We start from the raw sequence: 25,594 nt of genomic DNA, 5'->3' as shown, positions 1-25,594 counted from the left end.
GAGAATATGGTCGCAAGCGCAAAGGAATGGGGAAGAAGCGTGCGAACGTGACAGACTGGCCGGAAAAAAAGGAGCTCAGGGACGCAAACGCCTTGCTGGGATGCCGTGCGCCGATTGGTCCGTGAGCCCCTATAAAAGAATGGCAACATGATCAACACCAGATTGCTGCCCGTAGGAAATGCGAAAGAGCGGTGTCAGGCTGAATAGTTGAACAGAAATGAAGACTCGCCCGAGACATTGCCCGAGGAGGCATAACTCGTCGCCGATTGTTCCTGAAGATTCTGCAGAAACTGTTCGAGCATCGCATTGGTGTCGCTCTCTTCGGAGTTGCTTCCGCTCGGAGGAGGGCCGCCAGCGCCGGGGCCACCAGGTCCACCCGGAGGCGGGCCGCCTTGCGGAGCAGCGGCCTGAACGCTTTCGAACACGTCACTGAGGGTTTCTGCCTGCTCCTCCGTCAGCGTCCCGGCTTCGACCTGTTCGCTGATCAGGCTGTCGATTTTCTCGCTGATTTCGTCCCCTGTTGGAGGGGTTGAGCCGCTTTCGGGGCGCGAGCTGTGCAGTTCATTGCCAATTTCATAGACAGCGCTTTGAAGCGCCACCTTGTCCTCGGAGCTGATTTCACCGCTTTCGGCCATCGACTGCAGCTCTTGTCCGATTTGTGCTCCCGGACCCATGGGCTGCATGCCGCCATAGGCCTGAGGGCCTCCAATTGCAAACATGCTATCCTTCCTTTCCGGTCTGGCGAGACTGATTCTCTCCCAGACCCAAGTCGCGTTGCTTGTGACAAAACTGACCCTGCGCCCCATTCGTTAACAGCCATTTACCTTAGCATTTCGGGGTGTTTCTCATTGTGTTTGAAGGGCTTCCCAGAAATATCGAGAAACAAAAAAGTCGAAAAATGTGCGTGAAGCAGAGGATCTTCTTTGCTTTTCCGCCAGTGCTGACAGACATTTGCGCCATGCAGAAGAGTGTTCACATCCTGATCATCGAAGATGATTCCGAGATCCAGAAATTGTTGGCCGGGTTACTGGTCCGCAATGGCTGGCATGTCTCTCAAGCCACGGACGGGCGCCAGGCCGACGCTATATTGGCCTCCAGCAGGATTGATCTGGTGCTGCTCGATATCATGTTGCCCGGCGAGGATGGCTTGAGCATCTGTGCCCGGTTGAGGGCGATCTCGACGATGCCAATCCTCATTCTCTCGGCCAAGGGCGATGACATTGACCGGGTGGTGGGACTGGAAATGGGGGCGGATGACTATCTCTCCAAACCGTTCAATCCCCGCGAACTGGAAGCCCGGATCAAGGCCTTGCTGCGGCGCAGCCGCATGGCCCAGAAAGAAAGCTGGCTGAAGGCTTCCATCCTCTATTTCGCTGGCTGTTGGCAACTCGATGTGCGCAAACGCGAACTGTATGACAATGACGGCGTACAGACCTATCTCACTCCGGCGGAGTTTGATTTGCTGCGGGTTTTTTGCGAACGCCCCGGCATCACTCTGAGCCGGGAACAGTTGATCGAGCTGACGCAGGGCCGCAAGGTGGTTAGCGCTGAACGCTCGATCGATATTCTTATTTCGCGCTTGCGACGCAAACTCGAACGCGGGGAAAAAGCCGAAAAGCTGATCCATACGGTGCGCTCGGGCGGCTATGAGTTCATTGCCACGGTCAGCGAGATCCCGCAATGAGCCTGTCCCTTCACCGTTGGCGTTTCTTTCTCAACTCAATTGCCGGACAATTGATGTTGCTGCTGTTGCTGGCCACCGGTTTGCTGGTAGCCGGTACGATCATACTGTTGCAACTCGTCTTCGAAGAGCGCACGCCGCCGCCGGTGATTATTTTCGTCGAGCGGCAACTGGTCATGGCGGACATGCTGCGGCGACAGCCACCCGAGGACCAGGTGGCTTTGTTGCAGGAATTGTCTGACGACCACAAAAGCATCATCTACCGATGGGAAGAGACCGGCTTCACCCTGCCAGAAGGGCTCGCATGGGGGACGAGAATGGGCCCGAAGCTTCCCCCTGCATCGCGCGGAACCAAGCCGTCGGTGGCGGCCAGAAGCCCGAATTCCGAAAGACCTGTCGGGGGACCGATGATGCAAACTAGCCACATCCCCTTTGCCCCCCGGATTGAAACGATCGACAAACAGCATCTCAAGGTTACCCTGTATTTCAAGTTGCCGGACGGGCGGATCTTCAGCACATCGACGCGGATCGAGCATCGCCCGCCAATCCGCTATCCGATCATCACCATTCTGGGGGCCGTCGGCATTTGCATGATTCTGCTGATGCTTTGGGCCTTCTTCTTTCTGGTTCGACCGATCCGCCAGATTTCACAAGTTGCAGACCACATCGCTCTGGAAGGGGCGACGCCGCATCGGGCTGAAGTGAGCGGGCCTTCTGAACTGCGCGGTGCGGCCAAGGCGATGAACCGGATGCAGGATCGCATTCATCAGCTGCTGGAGGATCGCACCCGGATGCTGGCTGCGGTCGGGCATGATTTGCGCACCCCGGTGACCCGCCTGCGCTTGCGCGCGGATCTGGTCAAGCCCGATGACATGCGCGACGCTTTCCTGCGCGATATTCGTCAAATGGATGATCAATTGTCCCGCCTTTTGACCTTCTTCAAGGGTGGCCAAAGCCGAGATGATGCCAAGATTCTGGAGCTTTCGAGCCTTGTGGAAAGCCTCGTCGATCAATGGAGCGATGCAGCATATGAAGTCACTCTGGAATTGTGTGAGCCTGTTCGGCTGAAGGCGCAATCCGGTGATATGGCACGGATGATCGACAATCTTATAGACAATGCGGTGAAATATGCCGGGGCATGTTCCCTGTCCCTCAGCGATGAAGGGGAGGTGGCCTGCCTGCGCATCATTGATCATGGCCCAGGCATTTCCGACAAGGACAAGGAATTGTTGCGCGAGCCATTTGCGCGTGGGGATGAGGCCCGCACGCTGGATGAAAAATCCGGCTTTGGCCTTGGCCTCGCCATCGCGCAACAGGTCGCCGACAATCACAAGGCAGACTTGACCCTGCACGATACGACCGGCGGTGGCCTGACGGTCGAAATCCGCTTTCCCAAAATCAAATAAGGGCAGCTTGGACGCTAGACCTCCAACTTGCCGGTATGCTTGACGGCGCGCAAGGTGAGTGTTGAGTTGACGCGCACCACACCGGGCAGATTGGTCAGGATATCGTGGTGGATGCGCTCCAGATCGGCAGAATCGCGATAGATGATCCGCAGCAGATAGTCATATTGCCCCGCCAGCAGGTAGCAGTCCTGAATGACACTGATCTGTTTGATGGCGCGCTCAAACCGGTCCAGCGTTTCCCGTCCCTGACCATCCAGTGTGACAAACACAAAGGCCGTGCCGGTCATGCCGCAGGCTTTCATGTTTAGCTGCATTGCATATCCGGCAATCAGCCCGCTTTCCTCCAGTTGTCGCACTCGGCGCAAGCAGGCAGACGGAGACAGATTCACCGCTTCGGCCAGTTCGGCATTGCTCAGCCGCCCATTATCTTGAAGCAAATTGAGGATGGAACGGTCGCGTTTATCAAGATCTTTCAAGTTCATGAAATTCACCGAATTTTGAAATTCTTGAAATTTTATTCGAAACAGGGGGCGTATAGCAAGGCAGTTTCGCGACACATTGCGCAAAAATTCCGCCATCATCGAAAGATCGTTTAATTTCCGGAAGCGTCGTCGGTTCTCCCTGTGATGCCATTCATATCGGGGCTGAAACCAGAAAAACAAGGCGCGACGGTCGCAACGCCCAAACAGAGAAAGTATCACACATGTTGATCGGATGCCCCAAAGAGATCAAGGATCACGAAGACCGTGTTGGCCTTGTGCCATCCTCCGTTGAAGAACTTGTCATGCATGGCCATCAGGTAATGATGGAAACCAATGCCGGTCTTGGCATTGGCTGCTCCGACGAGGATTACATCGCGGCAGGCGCAACCATCGTCGCTAACCCGGACGAGATTTTTGCCAAGGCCGATATGGTTGTCAAAGTGAAGGAGCCACAGGCTGTGGAACGCGCCAAGTTGCGCGAAGGTCAGGTTCTCTTCACCTATTTGCATCTGGCTCCGGATCCGGAGCAGACCAAGGATCTGGTTGCCTCTGGTGCCACCTGCATTGCCTATGAAACCGTGACCTCGCGCACCGGTGCGCTGCCTTTGCTGTTCCCTATGTCCGAAGTGGCTGGGCGTCTTGCCCCTCAGGTCGGTGCGCAGGCGCTGGAGAATAACGGCGGTGGTATGGGCATCTTGCTCGGTGGTGTCCCCGGCGTTGATCCCGCCGAAGTCGTCATTATCGGTGCTGGCGTCTCTGGCACCAATGCAGCCCGCATCGCACTGGGCATGGGGGCCGCAGTCACCATGGTCGATCGCAACACCGACGCTCTGCGCGCCGCTGTGGATCGCTTCGGTACGGCCGTTAAAACCGTCTATTCCAACAAGGGCAACATTGCCCGTCTGGTGGAAAAAGCCGACATGGTCATCGGAACGGTTCTGATTCCGGGTGCGGCTGCACCAAAGCTTGTTACCCGTGAGATGATCAAAACCATGCGCAAGGGCTCTGTCATTGTCGATGTGGCGATCGATCAGGGCGGCTGCTTTGAGACCTCCAAGGCAACCACGCACTCCGACCCGACCTATGTGGTTGATGGCGTGGTGCACTATTGCGTTGCCAACATGCCGGGCTGCGTGGCCCGCACATCGGCCTTCGCGCTCAACAATGCAACGCTGCCTTTCACCCTCGCTCTGGCTGACAAGGGATGGCAGCAGGCACTCAAGGATGATGTTCATTTGCGCAACGGCCTCAATGTCCATGAGGGCAAGGTGACCTATGAAGCCGTGGCGAAAGACCTTGGCTACGACTATTTCTCCGCAGAAGGTGTTCTGGGTCTGTAATAGTCCCTCTTGATAGCGGGATCGGCACAATCCCGCGCTTTACAGACACCAGATTCTGCATGAAGGGCTCGGTATTTCGCTATATCGAGCCCTTTTTTTATTCTGGGCCCATGGGGCGGCCGAATTTACAGGCCGTGACTTGAGATATCTCAACGATTGGAAAAGTGAGGCGGGATATAGAAAACCCGCCTTGGGCGTCTACTCCAAGGCGGGCCTCATATTGCTCTAGCGCGATCAATATGATGAATGGCGATCACCGATATGCAAGCATGTCACGGTCACCATGTCAGTCTGGTCTGCAGCAATCATGCTCGTTGGCGCGAGGATGATTGCTTTAGCAGACTAGAACCTGGTCAGTGCTTCTCGGCACGTCTTGCCGGGATTACCGGCAAACAGGTTCCAGACCCTGGCATGCAGTGTTAGCTAGTTCCACCTAATTCCTACGCCACACGCCTGTAGACCATATTTGGTCATGCATGGCTTGGTTTCAAGATCTGCAATACGAAATTATCTACTTTTTTGTATCCGACTATTGCTGTCGCGCTGAAATGCCCCACGATGATTTGCATTCATTGCGTCTATGGGTAAGGTTAGTACGTGTTTGACCGGGGCCTGTGCACAGAATTCCCACCTTTTAGGCAGGCCGAAGCATAGGCATTGACGAAGATATCATCCCACCCATTCTCGTACCCTTCGCGCATGACATGCGACAGCGCGCCATAGCTTTCCCACCCCGTGTGAACCAGCTTGACCATCGTCGCTTCATCGCCCAGATCGATGAAGGCAATTACCAGATGGGTGGCATGTTCCTTGGGGTGGCCCATATGAAAGTCGATTTCGAGAGAGGCAGGGGCATCGCAGTCTGCAAAGACACCCCAGACATGGCGTGTGTCATCCGCCCCGATCTCGACAATCGCGCCGCCGGGCTTTGGGTCAATATCGATCCGTTTGGCTGGCAGGTTGGTTGTATGGAATGAGATCGACCGTGTCTGCAACGGCCACCAGCTGTTGATATCGACAAAGACATCATAGGCTTGAGCAGGACGTAGCGGGACTTCTATCACCTTGACAATTGGTTTGAGCATCTGGGACCTCGCTGAAAACACGGCCTGAGGATAGGTCATGAAGGCTACCCTTTTCCGGCATTTGTCACAACACGCCAATGGTCGGTCTTGATGGGAGAAAAAGCTGGTTCACAAAGCGTCAAAGCCAGACCGCCAGGGACGAAAACGGCAGGATCCGGGGACTTTGGTCCTGTCTAGGCTGGCCCGTCTTCGGTGTCATGCTTGATGGTATGGGCTGCGTCAGCCGGTATACTCCGGATGGCTTTCTGGTGGGCTTTTTGTCTGTGGCGGGTCACCAGAGGGCGGGTGGTCTTCAGAACACGGCCAAAGGTGCGCCCGGCCCGCTCTTCCAGCCACAACGCGCTCAAATCCAGCCAGCCGATATGCTTGCGCAACCTTCGGGCATAACTGCGCCCGATCCGACTGTTGGCAATCACCAGAAAGCTGCCCAGTGCCAAGAGAGGCACTCCGGTTGGAATTGGCAACCAGACCGTGGCCAAACCACCAATCAGGCAAAGAATTGCGAAGCTCATGATGACCCAGTGCTTGAGATTGGCAATCACGAAACGCTTCCTTTGTTAGTGACACGAACCACCAGACCGCGTCAGGTCATCCGTCTGCAATAAGCTGCACAGATCTTTCCATTAGGCGGCATCTGTAACAGTTTGAAGACAGTTCGATGACGCTCAGGTCAGGTCCAACGGGCATTTCAGAAGGGGGCACCATACAGGCGAGGGATCAATTGGGCCCGAGCCGTCGCTCCAGCGGGCGAGTTGTCTTGAGAACGCGCACCATCTTGATCTTGCTGCGTGCCTCGAACCATGCCATCCGCGCATCGACAAAGACAAAGCGTCTGCGAATGTTGCGGACAATCTGGCGCCCCTTGCGGCTGTTGGTGATCAACAAAACCGTCGCGAAGGTCATCAACACCGCGCCAATGGGAAAGGGGGTCCAGACCGACGCCAAGCCGAGCAGAAACAGCACGATCGCAATCGTGATGATTAGCCAGCGTTTGATTCGACGCATATAGAGCATAAAAGCGGTCCGTTCCTAAAGCCTAAGGCCTGTGCTTGCGGGTATCTCGTTAAATAAGAAGAAGAATGGCGCAATCAAGGCATCCGCCGCAATTTCAGCTGTTGCGACGGGCTGCCCCCAGATTGTCCTATATTCTGCTAACGGCGTAGAACTGCAACACATTCAACGTGATGCGAGAAGAGAAACTGATCGACCGGCGTGACATGATCAAGTCGATAGCCGCCATCGACCAGAAGGCGCAAATCCCGCGCCAATGTGCCGGGATTGCACGAGACGGCCACGACGACGGGAACCTTCGACTTGGCAATTTCCTCGGCCTGCGCTTTGGCCCCAGCCCGTGGCGGGTCGAACAAGACCGCATCGAACTTCTTCATTTCCATCGCCAGAACCGGTCGTCGGAACAAGTCGCGCCGCTCGATCTGGATATCCTTCAGGCCTTGCCCGAAGCGCCAGCCACGTTCAAGCGCCTTGAGTGCTGCTTCATCGCCTTCCAAGGCCCAGATCTTTGCCTTGCGCGCCAACCGCAGCGCGAATGTGCCTGAGCCGCAAAAAAGATCAATCACCTTTTTTGCGTCACCGATTGCCCTGATAGCCAGTTCAACCATTGCCAGTTCCGCTTTGCGATCCGCCTGAACAAAGGCAGCAGGTGGTGGGGAAACTTCAGCGGTGCCCATCTTGAGCAAGGGAGAACGACGCTCCAACAAGACATCGCCATTGGCAGACAGCCGAGCAATGTCGAGTGTTTCCGCCATTTCCACTGCTTTGAGATAATCCGGGCCGCCGGTCATGTTTTTGACATCTTCCAGACAGACATCCACCCCGGAGCGGGTGGCCAGAAGGGTAATGCGCGCCTCGCCCTTCTTGGTCATGAAGAGGGGCAAATAACCAGCCAGTTTTGGCAATATTGCATTCAGGGGAGCAGCCAACAGCGGGCAATGCTCGATGTCAACAATCCGGTTCGAACGCGTCTCATGATAGCCAAACAGCAACCGCCTTCCAATCAGCCGGGCGGTCAGTACCGCACGCCGACGCCCACCTGCCTCGGTGGTGATGGTCGGACGAATGTCGACATCATCAAAGCCACGAGCAGACAGGGCCTCGCGGACAATGTCGCGCTTCCAGTTGTCATAGGGCTCTTTGGCCATATGCTGCATGGTGCATCCACCACAGGTGCCAAACAGAGGGCAAATCGGCTCAATCCGGTCAACAGAAGGCTCGATCACCTCTTCTAGGTCACCCCGCTCCCCCATCGGAGTAACCAACACCCGCTCGCCTTCCAGCGCAAAGGGAACATAAAGGCTCTTGCCATCGTGATAGGCAACGCCATCACCTTTTGCGCCGAGGTCGTCAATGATGATTTCTACGGGGTCTGTCAATGGTCCAAGGTCCTTTTGGAGGTCGTTTTGCTCAAAGAGGGGTGGTGCATTGGTCCTCTTGGGCAAAGAAGCTGCGATTGTCTGCGCAGTCAAGTCTTTGCTGTGTATCAGGCAGTTGATCGGTTGGAAATGGCCGATATGCATGGATGCGGTGTTGAAGGTGGAAAACACGCATACAAAGAGCCCGTGTGGCCCAATCCCCCTTCGCATCTTGTTTACCTTTGATGAACCACAAAACAATAATATTCAGGATTAGCCAAATAAAGCGGTTAACTTTCACCACCGGTTTACCCTCGATTGCTAGCTTTGCGGGCACGTAAAGCAAAAGTTGCCCAAAGGTTCAGGAACGGGTCGGAAACAGGGTTCCGACTTGATATGCGATGCCAGCGCAAAGCACTGTGGGCGACAGGGGGCGCGACCATGACCAGATTTCCATTCCTCGCTGCATTGATAAGCGCTGTTTTTTGCCTGACACAGCCAGTCTGGGCCAAAGATGACATCAAGGCGTCTGACACCGCATGGCGGATCAGCAAGGTCAGCGGGGACGCTTGGATCGAGGTACCCAACCGGGAAAAAATGCGACTGATGCGCAACCGGGTGTTGTTTCCCGGTCAAACCCTGATCACTTCTGACAGAACCCGCCTGCAACTGGTCCATGGCAAGCAGCGCATACAGGTTGGGTCGAACACGGTTCTGTCTTTGCCTTTGTTGCAAGAAACAGATCCCAGCCACACCAGGATCCTGCAAACGAGTGGCACAATCCATTTGTCGGTCGATAAGCAGAGCACGAAGCATTTCTCGGTCGAAACTCCATACATGGTCGCCGCCGTGAAGGGCACCCAGTTCACCGTATCGCTTGGCAGCGGATGGGCAGATGTGCGCGTTCATGAAGGTCTCGTCGAAGTGTCAAACAAGTTGGCAAAGGAAGTCTTCGACGTTGCCGCCGGGCAGGCTATCTCGATGGATTTAACTGCTCTGGGGCGCAAAACCCAGCATGCGGTCAAAATGGCCTTTTTTGATCGTGGCGAAGACATTGTTCAAGGCAGTTCGCCTTCTCATCCAGCGGACCAGCCGCAAGCGGTGATGGATGAGCCGCAAGGCATTGTATCAATGATTGGCGGGATGATTGCTGCCATGACGCTCTATGTCGGCGGAATGATCAATGCGGTCGTTCAGTCGGTGACTGGCTCGATCACCGGTTTGGTGGTGCCATTGGCCCAGAAAGTTCAGAACGACGGTACGCTGCACTTCCTGATTTTGGGGCTGCTGGCCGCAGTGACACTGGTCTGTGTGATCGGATTTATCCTCTATCGCCGCAAGCGCTTCCGGGTCGACCTCTCCCGAACCCGGCTCTGAGATCTGCCGCACAAATTGCCAAACGTAAAAAGCCCGCTCGGATCATCCCGGCGGGCTTTGTCTTTCAATCGGACTGTCGTGCCAATCAGCTGCCCTGCTGTTCACGCTCAACGGCCCGCCAGCCAATATCGCGGCGGCAGAAACCATTCTCCCATCGCACCGCATCCACTGCCTTGTAAGCAAGCGCCTGTGCTTCGGTTACACTCTTGCCACGGGCACAGACATTCAGCACCCGGCCACCTGTGGCCACCAACTGACCCTCCTTCTCGCCCGTGCCTGCATGGAAGATGGTCACGCCGTCAAGGGCTTCTGCTGCGCTTAGATCCTCGATCACGGTGCCTTTCTCATACGATCCGGGATAGCCCTTGGAAGCCAGCACCACATTCATCACCACATCATCGGACCATTTGGTTGTCATGCCTTTGAGCGTGCCGCGCGCCGAGGCCAGCAGCAACTCCAGCAGATCGCTTTCCAAACGCATCATCAGGGTCTGGCATTCCGGGTCTCCAAAGCGGACATTATACTCGATCAGTTCAGGGCCTTGCTCGGTGATCATCAGTCCGACAAACAGCACGCCCTTGAAAGGAGCGCCACGGCTGGCCATGCCCTTGATGGTGGGCTCGACGATCCGCTGCATCACGGCATCCGTCAGGGTGTCTGTCATGACGGGAGCCGGGGTATAGGCCCCCATGCCACCGGTATTTGGGCCGGTATCGCCTTCGCCAACCGGCTTGTGGTCCTGAGCGGAGGCTAGCAACAGAGCGCTTTCTCCGTCACATAGCGCAAACAGGCTTGCCTCTTCCCCTTGCAGGAAGGCTTCAATCACCACTTCGGCACCGGCCTCGCCAAAGGCGCCGTCAAAGCAATCCTTGATCGCCGCCTCAGCTTCCGCATCGCTCATGGCAACGGTGACACCCTTGCCTGCGGCCAGACCATCGGCCTTGATGACGATCGGGGCCGGGTGGGTTTTCAGATAGGCCAGCGCGTCCTTTTCTGCGGTGAAACGGGCATAGGCAGCGGTCGGGATATTGAACTCGGCGCAGAGATCTTTCGTATAGCCTTTTGACCCCTCCAGCTGGGCGGCTTCCTTGGACGGACCGAAGGCTTCGATGCCCGCAGAAGTCAGGCTGTCAACCAGACCATCCACCAAGGGGGCTTCAGGGCCGACAACAACAAAGTCGATATTCTTGTCCTTGCAGAAGGCGATAACCGCCTCATGATCTGCTTCACTGACATCGGCTTTTTCGGCCATTTGCCAAAGTCCAGCATTGCCCGGTGCAACATAGAGTTTGCCCAATCTGGGCGATTTCTTCAGGCCGAAGGCGAGGGCATGTTCGCGGCCACCGGATCCGATGAGCAGAATATTGAGGCGATCAGACATGAAAAAATCCTTTCCGAAAGGCAGAGCCGATGCTTGTTGCAGTTCAGGCTGTTGCCTGTCTGCTAACGCTCAAGACAGGCAAAAGCAAGCCGCAAGACGTGCATTTGCTGTCCATGATGAGGCAATCTGTGCAGTTTGTCTGCCTGTCGATCCAAACGCTCCCCTTGTGGCATCAATCAGGGGTAAATTGTCCGTTGATGGTTTTCACAATATGTCTACCGATGCATTCTTGCGGTTGACGCAAGGCTGTCGATGGGCGAAACCTCTCCACAAAGGAACAACAAAGGCCACAAATGGCACGAGGCGGGACAGAGGACTATGAGTGGGCATATCTCGATGAATGAGAAAAAAGGCACGATCGATGGTCGTGTGGCCGACGCGGTGTCTGACCATTGGGTCGATCGATTTCTGCCGCTTGGCTTCCGTCCCTATGCGCGTCTTTCGCGGCTTGAGCGCCCCATCGGTTGGTGGCTTCTGCTCTGGCCCTGCCTGTGGTCTTTGACACTGGCCGTGGCCACCAAACCCGCAGATCAGCTCCCCCCTGTCTGGCAGATTCTTTGGTACGCCTTTGCATTCTGGCTTGGCGCCGTGGCCATGCGCGGGGCTGGTTGCACCTATAACGATCTGGTCGACCACAAGATCGATCAAAAGGTCGAGCGCACCCGCTCCCGTCCTTTGCCTGCCAACCAGACGACCCGGATGCGGGCTTGGCTCTGGCTGGGCCTTCAGGCCCTGATCGGCTTGTTCGTGCTGTTGCAATTCAATCAATTCTCGATCCTGCTCGGCTTCTCGTCGCTGGGCGTCGTGGCGATTTATCCTTTCATGAAACGCATCACCCACTGGCCACAGCTGGTGTTGGGGCTGGCTTTCTCATGGGGAGCCTTGATGGGCTGGGCGGCGATCAATGGCTCATTGTCTCTTGCGCCCGTCCTGATGTATGCCGCTGGCATCGTCTGGACCATCGGCTTTGACACCATTTATGCCCATCAGGACAAAGAAGACGATGTCATGATCGGTGTAAAATCGACCGCCTTGCTGTTTGCCGATCACACCAAGCAATGGCTACTCGGTTTTTATGCGGTCATGGTTTTGCTGATGGCTGGGGCGTTTGTGGCTGCCGGTGTGGCATGGCCCGCTTATCTGGGCTTGATAGCCGCTGCCGCGCATATGGGCTGGCAGATCTGGAAACTCGACATCAACAATTCTGCCCAATGTCTCGACCTGTTCCGCTCCAATACCCAGATTGGCTGGTTGCTGTTTGGCGGTCTTGTCGGTGCGCTGTTGGTCTAGACTTTCCTAACAGCGGTCCTTGATCGCGCCGAGCAGAAATTCCGCATTGCCGTCTCCGCCCAAAATGGGGGAGGGGACCATATCCAGCACACGCCAGCCGCGACAGGCTTGCTCTTCTTCGCTGTCGATCCATGCTGCAATGGCTTGCGCTGCCCGCAATCCTTCCGCAGGGTCGCGCACCAGCCCGCCCTTGCCAATGCCATCCTTGCCAACCTCGAATTGCGGCTTGACCAGCAACGCAGCCTTGCAGCCAGTCGACGCCATGCTCAAGGCGGGGGGCAGCGCCAGCTTCAGTGAAATGAAGGACACGTCGCTGACAAGCACCGAGAAGGGCTCTGGCACATGGCTTTGATCCAGATGGCGGGCATTGACCCCTTCGAGCACATGAAGTCTCGGATGGGATTGCAAGCTCTTATGCATCTGACCATGGCCGACATCGACCCCGTAAACACTGCGGGCACCGCGTTCAAGCAGCACCTGACAAAAGCCACCGGTCGAAGCGCCAATATCAACACAGATCTGATCGATGGGATCAAAGGCAAAATGGTCGAGCGCATGGAGCAGTTTCAATGCGGCGCGTGACACATAGCGGGCGGCCGGATCGTCATAGGTCAGTTTCGCATCCAGTCCGACCATCTGGCTGGCCTTGGTCGCAGACAGGCCATTGACCTTGACTGAGCCGCGCTTGATGGCGTCGCGAGCCCGAGCTCGGGTTTGCACCAGACCACGAGACACCAATGCCTGATCAAGCCGCGATTTGCTCATGATGTTACTGAACCTGCCGAGAAAGGGATATGTCGCGTTAGAAACAGTTGGCGATGGCACCGGCAATGCGGTCGTAGAAAACCGCAATACCGACACGAGACCAGATAGCCATGCCAACGAGCGCGACCACGGCCAGAATGCCTGCGGACCAATAGATCAGCCGGTTCACTTCGTCGGCCTGCTGTTGTTCGCTCAAGTCATTCATGGCCTGCTCCTGTTTGCCAGCACATGATAGCATAGAGGCAAGAGTCGCTCCAGCTATGCGCATGGCCATGTCTGCGTTGGAAAGGATCACTCGGCGCTGGCAATCAGTTTTCTCAGTTTGCCGACCGCACTGTCATGGCTCTCGCCATAAGCAATGGTGCCGGAAAAGACATTGCCTTTTTTCATCAGGAAGACCGAAGCGGTGTGATCCATCACATAATTGCTGTCCGCCTGATCGTCTTCCACCTTGCGGGCATAGACCCGATAGGCTTTGACCACAGCATCCGTCTGTTCACGGGTGCCGCGCAAACCCACCAATTGCTCAAAGAAGGCATCAGCATAGTCTGCCATCGATTGCTGGTCATCCCGCTCTGGGTCAACGGTGATGAAAAGATAGTTCAGCTTGTCAGCCTCTTCTCCCAGCTCCTGCACCCACATGGTCATTTCCGCAAGGGTGGTCGGACAAACGTCGGGGCAGAAGGTATAGCCAAAATAGATGGCCATAGGCTTGTCGGAAAAGTCCGCTGCAGTCACCTGCTTGCCCGTGTGATCGGTCAGAGTGAAATCGCCCCCGACGGCAGCCGTGGTTTGACCAGCCTGAGTCTTTTGAACGGTCAGTTCCTGCTGATACCAGTCGATCATCATAAAGGCCAGGCCCAGTGCCAGAAGGGCGCTGAGGGCCCAAGCGCCATAACGGACGAATTTCATTCTCGTTTGTTCCTTCTGTTCGTTGCCTTTGCCAACTGGGGCATGTGGCACGGTCTCACCACATCACCCGATGCCTGTCAATGCACCATTCTGTGTGTTCCCAGATCTGGTGCTGCTGGCAAATTCCAGCGAGGCCGGATCCTGATCCATTGACGCCATATCAGATAGCGGCGCATTAAGGCCGTTCAAAGACGGCAAGTTGCCCTCCAAAGCCGATCAGCAGAATACCCGCACAACCATTGAGCAATCGCGACATCAAAGGTCGGGCAAAGACACGCCGCGCCCCGTGGACTGCAGCTGCAAGACCTGACAGCCAGATCATGCCCAGCAAGAAATGGATGGCCGCAACAAGCAGAGCTTGTGGTAGCGCCGCAGAGGCAGGGTCGATAAACTGCGGCAGAAACAGCATATAGAAAACAATCAGCTTGGGATTGAGCAGGTTGGTGAAGAAACCGTCGCGAAAGGCACGCAGACCTGTCAATTTCGAGGTGCCAGAGGTTTCGACCACCAGCGTTTCCCCACGCCATGCGGCCAAAAGCGACTGTGCCCCCAGATAGATCAGGAACAGGGCCCCGGCAAACTTCATCCATCCAAACAGGCTCGCCGATTGCAACAGGATCAGCGATAGGCCAAGTGCTGAAATTGTCCCATGCACAAACAGGCCCGAACAGATGCCCAAAGTGGTCAAGACGCCCGCTTGCACGCCGCCACGGGCTGCATTGCGCAACACCAACACTGTATCAAGTCCCGGTGTCAGCGTCAGGGCCGCCAATGCCAGAAACACCGAGACAAAAGGGAAATGGTCAAACATGCTTGCAGGATACCAATGCAATGGAAGAAGAAGGGCAATGGAAGAGGGAGGCGGGCAGGACGCCTTGGGTTGTGGCCAAGGCCGAAGAGAGGCAGAGCTTAGCGTCTGCCTCTGCTTCAGGCAAGTGTGGCTGGGTGTCAAGCCATCACCGCCTCTATCCTACATCCTTGCCTGTATCCTCATCGAGTGCGGTATCGTCAATCATGCCCTTCGTTAGGGGAAGCATTCCACGCCATGGCCTCAATCTTGTGCCCATCCGGATCTCGAACGAAGCAGCCATAATAGGCCTCTCCATAATGCGGCCGCGGGCCGGGTTCTCCATCGGGGCTGGCTCCCAGTTCGATGGCCTTGTCCCAGAAGGCATGCACGGCCGCATTGCTGGGGGCAAGAAAACCGAAATGGGTGCCATTGCCAACGCTGGGCGCTTGACGGTCATGGGGAATCTGAACCCAGAATTCAGGAAAATACTTACCAAAGGCAGCCGCTTTCATGCCGTCCTCATCGACTTCCATTATGATCTTGGCACCGATGGTCGCCAACACCGCCTCATAAAAAGCACGGGACTTCGTATAGTCGCTGACCCCAATCGATGTGTGCGACATGATCGAGGGGATGTCGTCTTCGAATGCTGTGGTTGTCATGGAAAAACCTGTTGAATGGATAGAGCAATGTTCACTAAATGTTCCTTGTACAGTGCCCGCCTTGTGCACACTTGTCAAGGCGGGCGATGTGCTATCGAGGCGATGGCAAACAATTATCGCGAGGTACAGGCCCAGCGTTTAATATAGCAGCCACCAAAGCGGTTGTTGCAGTTTCTCAGGGCGATATTCTGAGCGACACCGCGATTGGAACCCCATGCGGTTGCCCAATCATTATAGTCATTCATTGCCAGTGCTCCGCAGGCATTGCGAAACCACAGGGCTGATCGACATCCGCGTGCGCGGTTACGGCATTCATTCATTGCGCGGTTGGTCGCAGCCCCGCGTGTCGAATAGTCCCATGAAATGCCATAGGCACCATTCGGGGCCACGGCGATGGCACCAAAATAGTCTCTGGCATCAGCTGTTTGTGGTGAGGTAAATGTTAAAAAAGTTGCAATCAGGGTAAGGAATACTGGTTTCATCATCTGGTTCCTTCCAATCCAATATTAGGAATATATACTATATTACCGCACAAATTGGTAAGTGGCGACTCAAGATATAGTCGAGTGGGTTCGCGACCATTTGGCGAGAGGCCATCATCTTGCCCTGACGGCATAATCAGTATAGACCTGTCCGATTAGAGACATTGCTTTCTGACGCGCCTGAAAAAAGGCTTGTAAGATCATAAATTGGTCCCGCTTTGGGGCTATTTCGTATCAGGGAAGACAGATTGCGAACCAGCAGCGCTTGATCCGAAGCCAGGCAATGGACATGTAAGAGACGGTCTCTGACGGCCTAGGCCGACTTGTGTCAGGGACAGCGAAAAACAGAGACAGGTGAAACCAGTGTCCAAAACACCAACACTTGATGCCATCTCAACGATTGATGATGTGCGATCCCTTGATATGGCTGGATTGAAGCAGCTGGCTGATGACGTCCGGACCGAGATGATCGATGCGGTCTCCGTCACTGGTGGTCATCTGGGGGCAGGGCTTGGTGTGGTGGAACTGACCGTCGCTTTGCATCATGTGTTCAACACGCCCCATGATCGCGTGATCTGGGATGTTGGTCATCAGGCCTATCCTCACAAGATCCTGACCGGACGCCGGGACCGCATGCGCACCCTGCGCCAACCAAAGGGTCTGTCCGGTTTTACCAAGCGGGCCGAGAGCGAGTTTGACCCCTTCGGTGCAGGCCACAGTTCAACCTCGATTTCCGCTGGTCTGGGCATGCAGGTCGCCTCCGATCTGGAAGGCACCGAGCGCAATGTGATTGCCGTGATCGGCGATGGTGCCATGAGTGCCGGCATGGCGTACGAAGCCATGAACAATGCAGGCGCCCTCGACAGCCGCCTGATCGTCATTCTCAATGACAATGACATGTCCATCGCCCCGCCAACTGGCGCGATGAGTGCCTATCTGGCTCGGTTGATTTCGGGCAAGACCTTCCTGTCGTTGCGTGATGCCGCCAAGCAGATGGCCTATTCGCTGCCGCGATTCTTCAAGGAAAAAGCGCAGAGAATGGACGAATTCGGCCGCGCCTTCTTCACCGGTGGTACCCTGTTTGAAGAGCTTGGTTTCTATTATGTCGGCCCGATTGACGGCCACAATCTCGATCATCTTCTGCCAATCCTGAAGAATGTCCGCGACAGCGAAAAGGGACCATTGCTGGTCCATGTCGTCACCCAAAAAGGCAAGGGCTATGAGCCAGCCGAGAATGCCAGCGACAAATATCACGGCGTCTCGAAATTCGATGTGGTGACGGGCGCGCAGGTCAAAGCCCCGAGCAATGCACCAAGCTACACCAAGGTGTTTGGCTCCAGCCTGACCAAGGAAGCCCACAAGGATGACAAGATTGTCGCCATCACCGCCGCCATGCCAAGCGGCACCGGCGTCGACATTTTCGAGAAAGACTTCCCGGACCGGACCTTTGATGTCGGCATCGCCGAGCAACATGCCGTGACCTTTGCCGCAGGTATGGCCTGTGAAGGCTACAAGCCTTTCTGTGCCATCTATTCCACCTTCCTGCAGCGTGCCTATGATCAGGTCGTTCATGACGTGGCAATCCAGAATTTGCCCGTTCGCTTTCCGATTGACCGGGCAGGCTTTGTCGGCGCTGACGGGCCAACCCATGCAGGCTCCTTCGATGTCGGGTTCCTCGCTTCGCTGCCCAACATGGTGGTGATGGCCGCAGCAGACGAGGCCGAATTGGTGCATATGGTCGCGACTGCCGCCGCCCATGATGATGGCCCGATTGCCTTCCGCTATCCCCGTGGTGAAGGCGTGGGCGTTGATATGCCAGAGGAAGGCGTGCCGCTCGCCATTGGCAAGGGTCGGATCGTCAAGGAAGGGGGCAAGGTTGCCATTCTCTCCTTCGGCACCCGCCTTGCCGAAAGCCTGAAGGCGGCGGAACGCCTTGATGGCTTTGGGCTCAGCACCACGGTCGCCGACGCCCGCTTTGCCAAGCCACTTGACAAAGACATGATCCTCAAATTGGCGGGCGAGCATGAAATGCTGATCACCGTTGAGGAAGGTGTCGCTGGCGGCTTCGGCTCACAGGTGCTGCATTTGCTGGCCAATGAAGGTGCGCTCGACACCGATCTCAAGATCCGCTCCCTGACGATGGCCGACAAATATACCGACCACGGCAAACCGGACGCCATGTATGCCGACAGCAATCTGGATGCTGACGGGATTGTCCGCTCTGTTTTCGAGGCTCTGGGCCGGGATATCAACGAAGCGCTGGAAGCGGGCGAGATTGCCTGAGGCACTGTTGCCTCAGTGCTTTAGAATAGCCAAAACCATATGAGCGGCAGCAAAATGGCTGTCGCCAGTGCATTCAGCCCCATGGCAAGGCCAGAGAAAGCACCTGCTTCCTCATTGACCTGCAGGGCACGCGCCGTGCCGATGCCATGGCTGGCCGTGCCCATGGCCACGCCGCGGGCCGCCCAGCTCTTTACCCCCACGAAATTCAGCACATAAGGCCCGAGGATCGCCCCGATAATCCCGGTGGTAATCACCAGAACCGCAGTCAGCGAGGGCAAGCCACCCAGCTCCTTGGTGATGCCCATCGCCACCGGCGCGGTGACAGATTTGGGTGCCAGCGAAAGAAAGGACTGCTCCGATCCCCCCAAGGCCCAAGCAATCAGAACCGCGGTGCTGGCCGCCACAAAGGAGCCGCTCAGCAGGCTGACCATCAGCGCGAGACCGGAGCGTCGCACTTTGTCAAATTGTCGATAGAGCGGGATGGCCAACGCCACCGTTGCCGGGCCAAGCAAAAAATGGACAAACTTCGCCCCATCGAAATACCGCTCATAGGGTGTGCCAGACAGGGCCAACACCGCCACCACAATCAGGATCGCCAGCAGCACCGGATTGAGCAAGGGCGTCATGCCGGCTTTCTGGTAGAGCGTCAGCCCCAACAGATAGGCAACCAGCGTGAGAGTGAGATGAAACAACGGGCTGGCACTGAGATAGACCCAAAGGGAAGAAAGGTCGCTCATTGACTTGTCTCCTGCGTGTCCGATTTGCCATCCTTCATCAGCCAGCGCATCATCAGCCCTGTTACCGCAATAGCGAGCAGGGTGCTGACCAGCAACGCAACGGAGATGGGCAGCAGCTCCGTCCGCAACAGCTCCGCATGCAGCATCACCCCGACACCCGCCGGAATGAACAGCAAGGAGAGATGCTTCAACAGATTGTCTCCAACCATGGCGATGTCGGCTGGTATCCCGCCTTTGATGGAAAGGCCAACAAACAAAAGGGCCATCCCCACCACCGGGCCGGGCACCGGCAGGTCAAGCAGGGTGACGATGCTTTCGCCAAGCAATTGGCAAAGGAAAATGAGTGTCAGGGCGAACAGCAAATCGATACCTCCTGCGCGCATCATGTGGGCAAAGCTGTCTGCACCATAAAGTGCTCGCCAGCTCTTGCCATTGGTCTTTCGCAGGCCTAACACAGATCAGGTCTGAGCGGAAAGCGCCAGATGGGTTTTGAGCCGTCGAAATGGCAAAGGCAAGATCAAGGGGGGAAGCCACTGATATGGGCAACAGGATCAGCGAAAGCTACTTGCAGGCGCTCGTCGGTGAAGCGCATGAGCGAGGCGCCGCCCATCCAGATTATTGGGGCATGGTTGCCGACTATATCCCAGAGCTTGCCCACATCAAGCGCGAACAATTTGCCATTTCGGTGGCGCTGGAAGACGGTCATGTCCTGTCGTCTGGCGATTGCGACACCGGCTTCTCGATACAATCCATTTCCAAGGTCTTCACCTTGTCGATTGCGTTGGGGCGCATTGGCGACAGTCTGTGGAAACGGGTGGGGCGCGAGCCATCCGGCAATCCGTTCGATTCCATCATTCGTCTGGAACAGGAGAAGGGCAAGCCGCGCAATCCCTTCATCAATGCTGGCGCCATCGTCACCACCGATGCATTGCTGTCCGGCCATGCCCCAAAAGAGACCCTGTCCGAGATCATCCAGTTCGTGCGCAACGCTGCCGAGGATGATGACATTCACATCAACAAGAAAGTTGCCGCGTCCGAAAAAGCCACCGGCTATCGCAATCTGGCACTCGCCCACTATCTGCGTTCCTATGACAATCTGCTCAATGAGCCGGACTTCACTTTGGGTGTCTATTACCACCAATGCGCCATCCAGATGACCACCATCCAGTTGGCGCGGGCCGGACGGTTTTTGGCGGGGTTGGCCGATGCGCCCCGGCTGATTGCCCCGTCCAAGGTCCGCTCATTGAATGCGTTGATGATGACCTGTGGCCAATATGACGGGTCAGGGGAGTTTGCTTATCGCGTCGGCCTGCCGTCGAAATCCGGTGTCGGTGGCGGCTTGTTGATCATCGCCCCACGCAAGGGCGCGATTGCCATCTGGTCGCCGGGGCTCAACGAACAGGGCAATTCCAAAATGGGAACGTGGGCCGCTGAGCGGCTGTCGCGCGACTGGGACTGGGGTGTGTTTGGATGATCTGGTCTCGCGGTGAAGAGAGGCCACACGCGCTCCTTGCATCGTGCGAGGGGAGGAGTCTTAACCTGATTTCAGGTGTGTTCACTTCGGTGGGCGTGTTTCAGAAACATGGTTAACAAGAACTTTAACAATGCGGTATATCGCTTCAGAAGCGCAGGGCAAGTGATTCAAATGACTCATGATTCCGGACTCTTAAAGCAAAGCCTAGAGAGATTGATTCAAAGTCTGAAGGGCCACCCTATCGTGGATTCAGATTGAATCGCTTTCTCAAAAGCCGCGGCCAAGTCAAAACCACAGGTAAGGAAACGTTAAGCAATTCGTTTGAACCGGATTTAACGATTCTCCTTTAGGTTGTTGGCTGGATCAGGCCACTCCCACCGAGAAACGACCCATGTTTGCATTGTTCAATCCCTTTTATGGCGAGATTTCCCGCAAGTCCTGGTGGACATATCAATCGGTGATTTGGGTGATTTTTGCCCTGTTGGCAGCAGCCTTCTACTTTCTGCTTGCCGCATTGCGAATGGGCGATGGCATCGCTGAAGCCTTCTCATCGCTGTTTGGCGTTGTTGCTGCAAGTGTACTGGCGATCGTCGCGATCTATATGAATTTCTGTTCCTGCGTCAATCGCCTGCGCAATACGGGGCGCACCGGCTGGTGGTGGTTGATCTTTCAGGTGCCGGTCATCGGTGTCCCTCTGATGCTCTATTTCTGCGGCATCGAAGAAGGCGATCCGGTCCAGAGGCCGATGAATATTCAACGGGATCTTGATGCTCTGAAGGCACGCTATGAGCCGCAGGTTGAGGAGACGAGCGATCCAGACTCCCGGTTTGTAAAAGCCATTCCGTCGGCGCCATCTCCCCACGACTATGGCAAAAGAAGCCTGCGTCAGACGGGCCGCAGGCCGGTTTCGATCGGAGGGGGGCAGCCGCGCACCAGCTTTGGTCGCCGTGGCGCAATTTAAGGTTCAATCAGATCATCCATCAGGGCATAAAAAAGGGGAGCCACGCTCCCCTTTTCGCATTCATTTGCCCCAAAGGTGCAAAGCTTACTTGCTGCCGAGATAAGCCGCGATGATATCGCGGGCGGCAATCAGATCGTCTTTTTCGATCATCTCGGTGACCGTATGGATATAGCGGGTGCCGACCACGATGCCGATGGCACGGGCGCCAGACCCAGCCTGCTGACCAGCCGCCCCATCCTGACCGCCTCGGGCAAGGATCGTGCGCTGGCAAGCAATGCCTTTGTCTTCGGCCAAGGCTTCGATTTCTTCCACCAGATCAATATCGGCGATGAAGGAGCCGTCCTTCACATGCAGGCCAAAGCCCTTGCCCTGAACGGTGACGGTGTCTTTTTCCGGGGTGCCCGGCGTGTCACAGGCCAGCGTCGTGTCAATGCCGAGGGCAATGTCCGGAGCAACGCCGAAGGATGCGGTGCGTGCGCCGCGCAGACCCACTTCTTCCTGTGCGGTGAAGGCAACCACGATCTCACAAGCATGCTTGACGTCTGCTTCCACCATCTGGCGGATGGCTTCGATGCCAAGCCAGCAGGCAATGCGGTTGTCGAGCGCCTTGGAGACGACTTTCTTGTCGAGATCGAGCAGCGGCTCGTCCATGACGATGTAATCGCCAACCTTGACCTTGTTCTTGGCCTCTTCGCCCATGCCCAGATCGACGATGAAGTCTGTCACTTCCGGCAGCTTCTTGCGCTCTTCTGGGGATGAGATATGCAAAGCCTTGCCGCCCGCATTCATCACGCCTTTATAGTCGCCATCCTTGGTGCAGACGAGCACGCGGCGGGCAAACAGGGTGCGTGGATCAAATCCCCCGACCGGGTCGATATGCAAAAAGCCCTTGTCGGACACATGGCTGACCAGGAACCCAATCTCATCCATATGGCAGAGCAGCAGAATGCGTTCCGCTTCCGAATCGTCCGGCAGATCTGCGGTCGGATAGCGGGTGCAGATCAGCGACCCCATCGGGTCGACATAGGTCTCATCGAACAAGCCTTCAATTTCAGACTCAATCAGGGCACGGACCCGATGTTCACGACCCGGAACACCCGGCGTTTCGCAAAGACGGCGAAGAAGATCGATATTCATGGTTTCTAGCAATCCTATGGAAATTTGCGTTGGAACTCTCTATATCAGGGGTGACATGAAAAGAACAGCGTGACGGATTCGCCCGCGGTTGCTTGTTGAAGGACTGTGGCCGTCGCTGTGCTGCTTTTCACCGGATCGAATGGTCGCTGATGGATGGCGAGCGTAAGGGTCGGGTGAAGGGCATTTGACCTTGACTGCAAGTTCGGCCAGAAGATTTCTGAAGGCCGCCGACGGGCGCCGTGACCGGCTTGCATCACGCAACCATAGACACTGCCATCAGGTGCCAACCGGGCTGGATGGTGGGGGTGAGGAAAGACATGAGAGATCCATATAGCGTTCTTGGGGTGCCAAGGTCGGCGAGCGAGCGTGAGATCAAAAGCGCCTTTCGCAAGCTTGCCAAGCAATATCACCCGGATCAGAACAAAAACGACCCGAAGGCACAGGAAAAATTTTCTGAAGTCAATCAGGCCTACGAGATTGTCGGCGACAAGGAAAAACGCACCCGTTTTGACAATGGCGAAATCGATGCCGAAGGCAAAGAACGGTTTCAGGGCTTTGGCGGCGGCGGTGGTGATCCGTTCGGCGGTCGCGGCAATCCCTTTGGCAATGCGACAGGCGGCGGCTTTGGCGGCGGCGCGGCAGAAGACATTCTCAATGAGATTTTCGGCAATATGGGCGGCGGTCGTCCAGGCGGCAGCCCCTTTGGCACAGGTGCCCGAAATGACCCGTTTGGAGGCACACGCCAGCGTGCCCAGCCACAAAAGGGGCAGGATGCCGAAGCCAAATTGTCTGTGAGCCTTGAAGACCTTGTTTCGGATGACAAACGCCGGGTGCATCTGCCCACCGGTAAGAGCCTCGACATGAAGGTGCCCAACGGCGTCAAGGACGGCCAGACCATCCGCATGAAAGGGCAGGGCTTTGAGTCCCGCACCGGTCCGGCTGGCGACGCTCTGGTGACCATCGAGATCCTGCCGCACAGGCTGTTCAAAGTTGAGGATCAGAATATCCGCCTTGACCTGCCATTGACCCTTTATGAAGCGGTGCTCGGTGCACGGATCCGCATCCCGACGCTGGAAGGCAAGGTGGAGATCAAGGTGCCTGCAGGCATGAGTTCGGGCAAATCGATGCGCCTGAAAGGCAAGGGCCTGCCGGACCGTGATGGCAACCGGGGAGACTTGTTTGTCACGGCCAAGATCATTCTGCCCGAAGGCTCCGATCCGGGCTTGCGCACCCTGATGGAAGATTGGCAGGACACCAACACCTACCGCCCACGCGGACCGGATTTCGGGTGATTGGATCGAGTGCATTGACCAGACCAAGCGGCCCTTCGGGGCCGTTTTTTGTTGCTCCACGCTCCGCCTCTTGACCATGCTCAAGTGACAGATCCCTGCCTTTCTGCTTTAGTGGCCCTCAAACAGAAAGCCCAAGATCAGGGCAGGGGGAGCGCATGCGGAAATTGATACTAGCCGGTTTGGCAACATGGTTTCTGACCGGATCGGCCTTGGCTGAAGGTTGGAACCCCAAGGAGCCGATCAATGGATTTTCACGCGATTCCTTTTTCCGCTCCATCAAGGCCTTGTCGCGCCTTTTGTCCGAAGACGAACGGGTAATCTTCCGGCGCGGGTTGAATGCCCTGATCCTGAGTGATTTCCCGCTGACCCATGGAATGACTGCCCAAGAGGCCGCGCCTTTCCTGCCGATGGCACTGGATGCCGCCCATGTGACACTGGATGGCACGTCGCTGGGCGCTGTGATGGCCGCTGGAGAGAGACAGCCCTCCGTTCCCGCCCCCACAAACGAGAATGCCGAATCCTCCGTTGCCCGCAACAAGCAGCCAAATCCATTCGAGCGCATCGCTGCGCTGGATGCCGAGGCGGAAAAGCGCCAAGAGCAGCTCGAACAGCATCTGATCGCGGTGCGTCAATGCCTGAGTGACAAAATCCCGCTTGCTGTGCATTTCGTGCGGAAAGAAGGGCTTTATGACGATCTGGAGCTAACATTGACCAACGGCCTTCGTTGGCCCATCGGCTCACTGGCTTTCAGCTATGTCATCACCACAGAAGGGCGTCGCCTGCCTTTCACGCAAAAGGAAATGTCCCGTACATTACGGGGTGGATTGAAACCCGGCGAACAACGAACGGTGCGGATCACGGTCTCATCGGTCCCCGCCGACTTGGTTCCGGCTTCTCTTGCCATTGCCGTCGATATTCTCAATGTCGGCGACATGGAAGGCAAGTCTCTGCTCAACCACCCCAAAAGCCTTTTCACAGGTGGCCTGACTGATCAGACCTGTGAGTGAGGCCCCAGCAGGGGAAAGGAAGCATAGTGCGAAAAATGCGGCCCGTCATAGCCTTTGGGTGGCTGATGGCCGTCCGGGCAATGCAGCAGATATTGCATGCCTGCCGCCTTGGCCGCCTCAATGCCGGGACCGCTATCCTCAATCACCAGACAGGCCTCTGGCGCAACGCCCATCGCCTCGGCCGCATGCAGAAACAGATCCGGCTCCGGCTTCCAGCTGTCAATGGCATAGGAGCTGAACAAATGCGGCTCGAACAAGGGCAACAGGCCTGTCAGCCCCAGCGAATGGCGCATCTTATTCAACGGGCCTGATGACGCGATACAGCGCGGGAGATCAAGTGCCTTGACCGTTTCCGTCACATCGGGGAAGGCTTGCAACTGGCTGTCAAACAGCTCGGCCACCCGTGCGCGATAGCGAAGTTCATAATCTGCGCCCAGTGATTGCCCGATCCGGTCTTCGATCGCCCGGACGATATCCACCAGCTTGATGCCCCGATAATGGTTGATCAAATAGGCAGCGTCCCAGTCGAGGTCCGGTACCACATCGCAATGGGCCTGTTGGCACAAAACCTCGCTGTCGACGAGGGTGCCATCAAGATCGAAAATCAGGCATTCGATCCGGTTGATGTCCAGTGTCATTCGCAGCTCCTGTCAGCCTGTGATGTGCCTTCTATTCACACCT

Annotated in this window: 27 protein-coding genes; 10 read left to right on the top strand and 17 right to left on the bottom strand. The window is 56.3% G+C overall.

Annotation, left to right across the window (positions count from 1 at the left end):
* Window positions 1-194: 194 nt before the first annotated feature.
* A complete protein-coding gene (locus FDK21_RS12110; protein WP_246657562.1) occupies window positions 195-719 on the bottom strand; it encodes a hypothetical protein in 525 nt (174 codons plus the stop codon).
* Window positions 720-958: 239 nt separating this feature from the next.
* On the opposite strand from FDK21_RS12110, the gene FDK21_RS12105 reads away from it, so the two are divergent.
* Both FDK21_RS12105 and FDK21_RS12100 read left to right on the top strand, forming a co-directional pair.
* The gene (locus FDK21_RS12105; protein WP_138148708.1) at window positions 959-1,684 is read left to right on the top strand and encodes a response regulator transcription factor; all 726 of its coding nucleotides are present in this window, start codon (window positions 959-961) and stop codon (window positions 1,682-1,684) included.
* Window positions 1,681-3,087: a HAMP domain-containing sensor histidine kinase gene (locus FDK21_RS12100; RefSeq protein ID WP_138148707.1), complete on the top strand. Its 1,407-nt coding sequence runs from the start codon at window positions 1,681-1,683 to the stop codon at window positions 3,085-3,087. Before FDK21_RS12105 ends, FDK21_RS12100 begins: the two co-directional genes overlap by 4 nt.
* A 14-nt stretch (window positions 3,088-3,101) precedes the next feature.
* On the opposite strand, the gene FDK21_RS12095 is transcribed toward FDK21_RS12100, so the two are convergent.
* Window positions 3,102-3,569: an Lrp/AsnC family transcriptional regulator gene (locus FDK21_RS12095; RefSeq protein ID WP_114009933.1), complete on the bottom strand. Its 468-nt coding sequence runs from the start codon at window positions 3,567-3,569 to the stop codon at window positions 3,102-3,104.
* 221 nt (window positions 3,570-3,790) lie between these two features.
* Between FDK21_RS12095 and ald the strand changes: the two genes are divergently transcribed.
* Window positions 3,791-4,909 carry an alanine dehydrogenase gene (gene ald, locus FDK21_RS12090; protein WP_114009934.1) on the top strand — a complete coding sequence of 373 codons (1,119 nt, stop codon included), beginning with the start codon at window positions 3,791-3,793 and terminating at the stop codon, window positions 4,907-4,909.
* 590 nt (window positions 4,910-5,499) lie between these two features.
* On the opposite strand, the gene FDK21_RS12085 is transcribed toward ald, so the two are convergent.
* The 4 genes from FDK21_RS12085 to FDK21_RS12070 all read right to left on the bottom strand — a co-directional run bounded on the left by FDK21_RS12085 (window position 5,500) and on the right by FDK21_RS12070 (window position 8,384).
* The gene (locus FDK21_RS12085; RefSeq protein ID WP_171022058.1) at window positions 5,500-5,994 is read right to left on the bottom strand and encodes an SRPBCC domain-containing protein; all 495 of its coding nucleotides are present in this window, start codon (window positions 5,992-5,994) and stop codon (window positions 5,500-5,502) included.
* A gap of 173 nt (window positions 5,995-6,167) precedes the next feature.
* Window positions 6,168-6,536 carry a hypothetical protein gene (locus FDK21_RS20785; protein ID WP_210238764.1) on the bottom strand — a complete coding sequence of 123 codons (369 nt, stop codon included), beginning with the start codon at window positions 6,534-6,536 and terminating at the stop codon, window positions 6,168-6,170.
* A 175-nt stretch (window positions 6,537-6,711) separates the two neighbouring features.
* The gene (locus FDK21_RS12075; RefSeq protein WP_114009936.1) at window positions 6,712-7,008 is read right to left on the bottom strand and encodes a hypothetical protein; all 297 of its coding nucleotides are present in this window, start codon (window positions 7,006-7,008) and stop codon (window positions 6,712-6,714) included.
* Window positions 7,009-7,145: 137 nt separating this feature from the next.
* The gene (locus FDK21_RS12070; RefSeq protein WP_114010416.1) at window positions 7,146-8,384 is read right to left on the bottom strand and encodes a class I SAM-dependent RNA methyltransferase; all 1,239 of its coding nucleotides are present in this window, start codon (window positions 8,382-8,384) and stop codon (window positions 7,146-7,148) included.
* Between the two features lie 420 nt (window positions 8,385-8,804).
* Between FDK21_RS12070 and FDK21_RS12065 the strand changes: the two genes are divergently transcribed.
* A complete protein-coding gene (locus FDK21_RS12065) occupies window positions 8,805-9,740 on the top strand; it encodes a FecR family protein (protein WP_171022057.1) in 936 nt (311 codons plus the stop codon).
* A gap of 85 nt (window positions 9,741-9,825) precedes the next feature.
* Here the strand turns inward: FDK21_RS12065 and purD are convergent, their stop codons facing one another.
* On the bottom strand, window positions 9,826-11,121 hold the full coding sequence (gene purD / locus FDK21_RS12060) for a phosphoribosylamine--glycine ligase (RefSeq protein WP_114009938.1): 1,296 nt from the start codon (window positions 11,119-11,121) through the stop codon (window positions 9,826-9,828).
* A 318-nt stretch (window positions 11,122-11,439) separates the two neighbouring features.
* Here purD and ubiA point away from each other — a divergent pair, with 318 nt between their 5' ends.
* Window positions 11,440-12,411, top strand: a complete 972-nt coding sequence (ubiA, locus tag FDK21_RS12055; protein ID WP_246657561.1) for a 4-hydroxybenzoate octaprenyltransferase — start codon at window positions 11,440-11,442, stop codon at window positions 12,409-12,411.
* Between the two features lie 6 nt (window positions 12,412-12,417).
* Here the strand turns inward: ubiA and FDK21_RS12050 are convergent, their stop codons facing one another.
* The 6 genes from FDK21_RS12050 to FDK21_RS12030 all read right to left on the bottom strand — a co-directional run bounded on the left by FDK21_RS12050 (window position 12,418) and on the right by FDK21_RS12030 (window position 16,025).
* Window positions 12,418-13,176 carry a TlyA family RNA methyltransferase gene (locus tag FDK21_RS12050; protein WP_138148704.1) on the bottom strand — a complete coding sequence of 253 codons (759 nt, stop codon included), beginning with the start codon at window positions 13,174-13,176 and terminating at the stop codon, window positions 12,418-12,420.
* Between the two features lie 37 nt (window positions 13,177-13,213).
* Window positions 13,214-13,381 carry a hypothetical protein gene (locus FDK21_RS20640; protein ID WP_157967680.1) on the bottom strand — a complete coding sequence of 56 codons (168 nt, stop codon included), beginning with the start codon at window positions 13,379-13,381 and terminating at the stop codon, window positions 13,214-13,216.
* A gap of 86 nt (window positions 13,382-13,467) precedes the next feature.
* Window positions 13,468-14,088 carry an SCO family protein gene (locus tag FDK21_RS12045; RefSeq protein ID WP_114009941.1) on the bottom strand — a complete coding sequence of 207 codons (621 nt, stop codon included), beginning with the start codon at window positions 14,086-14,088 and terminating at the stop codon, window positions 13,468-13,470.
* Between the two features lie 175 nt (window positions 14,089-14,263).
* The gene (locus tag FDK21_RS12040) at window positions 14,264-14,899 is read right to left on the bottom strand and encodes a LysE family translocator (RefSeq protein WP_138148703.1); all 636 of its coding nucleotides are present in this window, start codon (window positions 14,897-14,899) and stop codon (window positions 14,264-14,266) included.
* A gap of 197 nt (window positions 14,900-15,096) precedes the next feature.
* On the bottom strand, window positions 15,097-15,540 hold the full coding sequence (locus FDK21_RS12035) for a VOC family protein (RefSeq protein WP_114009943.1): 444 nt from the start codon (window positions 15,538-15,540) through the stop codon (window positions 15,097-15,099).
* Between the two features lie 113 nt (window positions 15,541-15,653).
* Window positions 15,654-16,025: a DUF4189 domain-containing protein gene (locus FDK21_RS12030; RefSeq protein ID WP_114009944.1), complete on the bottom strand. Its 372-nt coding sequence runs from the start codon at window positions 16,023-16,025 to the stop codon at window positions 15,654-15,656.
* Between the two features lie 360 nt (window positions 16,026-16,385).
* Here FDK21_RS12030 and dxs point away from each other — a divergent pair, with 360 nt between their 5' ends.
* Complete coding sequence (gene dxs / locus FDK21_RS12025; RefSeq protein ID WP_114010418.1) at window positions 16,386-18,305, top strand: 1-deoxy-D-xylulose-5-phosphate synthase; 1,920 nt, start codon at window positions 16,386-16,388, stop codon at window positions 18,303-18,305.
* A 20-nt stretch (window positions 18,306-18,325) separates the two neighbouring features.
* On the opposite strand, the gene FDK21_RS12020 is transcribed toward dxs, so the two are convergent.
* Both FDK21_RS12020 and FDK21_RS12015 read right to left on the bottom strand, forming a co-directional pair.
* Window positions 18,326-19,042 (bottom strand): LrgB family protein, encoded by a 717-nt coding sequence (locus FDK21_RS12020; protein ID WP_138148702.1) that lies wholly within the window; start codon window positions 19,040-19,042, stop codon window positions 18,326-18,328.
* On the bottom strand, window positions 19,039-19,497 hold the full coding sequence (locus FDK21_RS12015) for a CidA/LrgA family protein (RefSeq protein ID WP_246657560.1): 459 nt from the start codon (window positions 19,495-19,497) through the stop codon (window positions 19,039-19,041). Before FDK21_RS12015 ends, FDK21_RS12020 begins: the two co-directional genes overlap by 4 nt.
* Window positions 19,498-19,667: 170 nt before the next feature.
* Here FDK21_RS12015 and FDK21_RS12010 point away from each other — a divergent pair, with 170 nt between their 5' ends.
* Window positions 19,668-20,516: a glutaminase gene (locus tag FDK21_RS12010; protein ID WP_246657575.1), complete on the top strand. Its 849-nt coding sequence runs from the start codon at window positions 19,668-19,670 to the stop codon at window positions 20,514-20,516.
* Window positions 20,517-20,907: 391 nt separating this feature from the next.
* Complete coding sequence (locus FDK21_RS12005) at window positions 20,908-21,477, top strand: DUF805 domain-containing protein (RefSeq protein ID WP_138148700.1); 570 nt, start codon at window positions 20,908-20,910, stop codon at window positions 21,475-21,477.
* A gap of 84 nt (window positions 21,478-21,561) precedes the next feature.
* Here FDK21_RS12005 and FDK21_RS12000 read toward each other — a convergent pair whose 3' ends face one another.
* Window positions 21,562-22,614: a M20/M25/M40 family metallo-hydrolase gene (locus FDK21_RS12000; protein ID WP_138148699.1), complete on the bottom strand. Its 1,053-nt coding sequence runs from the start codon at window positions 22,612-22,614 to the stop codon at window positions 21,562-21,564.
* A 317-nt stretch (window positions 22,615-22,931) separates the two neighbouring features.
* On the opposite strand from FDK21_RS12000, the gene FDK21_RS11995 reads away from it, so the two are divergent.
* Both FDK21_RS11995 and FDK21_RS11990 read left to right on the top strand, forming a co-directional pair.
* A complete protein-coding gene (locus tag FDK21_RS11995) occupies window positions 22,932-23,906 on the top strand; it encodes a DnaJ C-terminal domain-containing protein (RefSeq protein WP_138148698.1) in 975 nt (324 codons plus the stop codon).
* A gap of 155 nt (window positions 23,907-24,061) precedes the next feature.
* Window positions 24,062-24,913 (top strand): hypothetical protein, encoded by an 852-nt coding sequence (locus tag FDK21_RS11990; protein ID WP_138148697.1) that lies wholly within the window; start codon window positions 24,062-24,064, stop codon window positions 24,911-24,913.
* On the opposite strand, the gene FDK21_RS11985 is transcribed toward FDK21_RS11990, so the two are convergent.
* Window positions 24,898-25,551, bottom strand: coding sequence for an HAD-IA family hydrolase (locus FDK21_RS11985; protein WP_138148696.1), 654 nt, complete (start codon window positions 25,549-25,551; stop codon window positions 24,898-24,900). The genes FDK21_RS11990 and FDK21_RS11985 overlap by 16 nt on opposite strands.
* Window positions 25,552-25,594: the final 43 nt, after the last annotated feature.

This window comes from Cohaesibacter sp. CAU 1516 (genome assembly GCF_005771485.1).
GTDB lineage: Bacteria > Pseudomonadota > Alphaproteobacteria > Rhizobiales > Cohaesibacteraceae > Cohaesibacter > Cohaesibacter intestini.
This window is presented reverse-complemented; position numbering and strand designations above follow the sequence as displayed.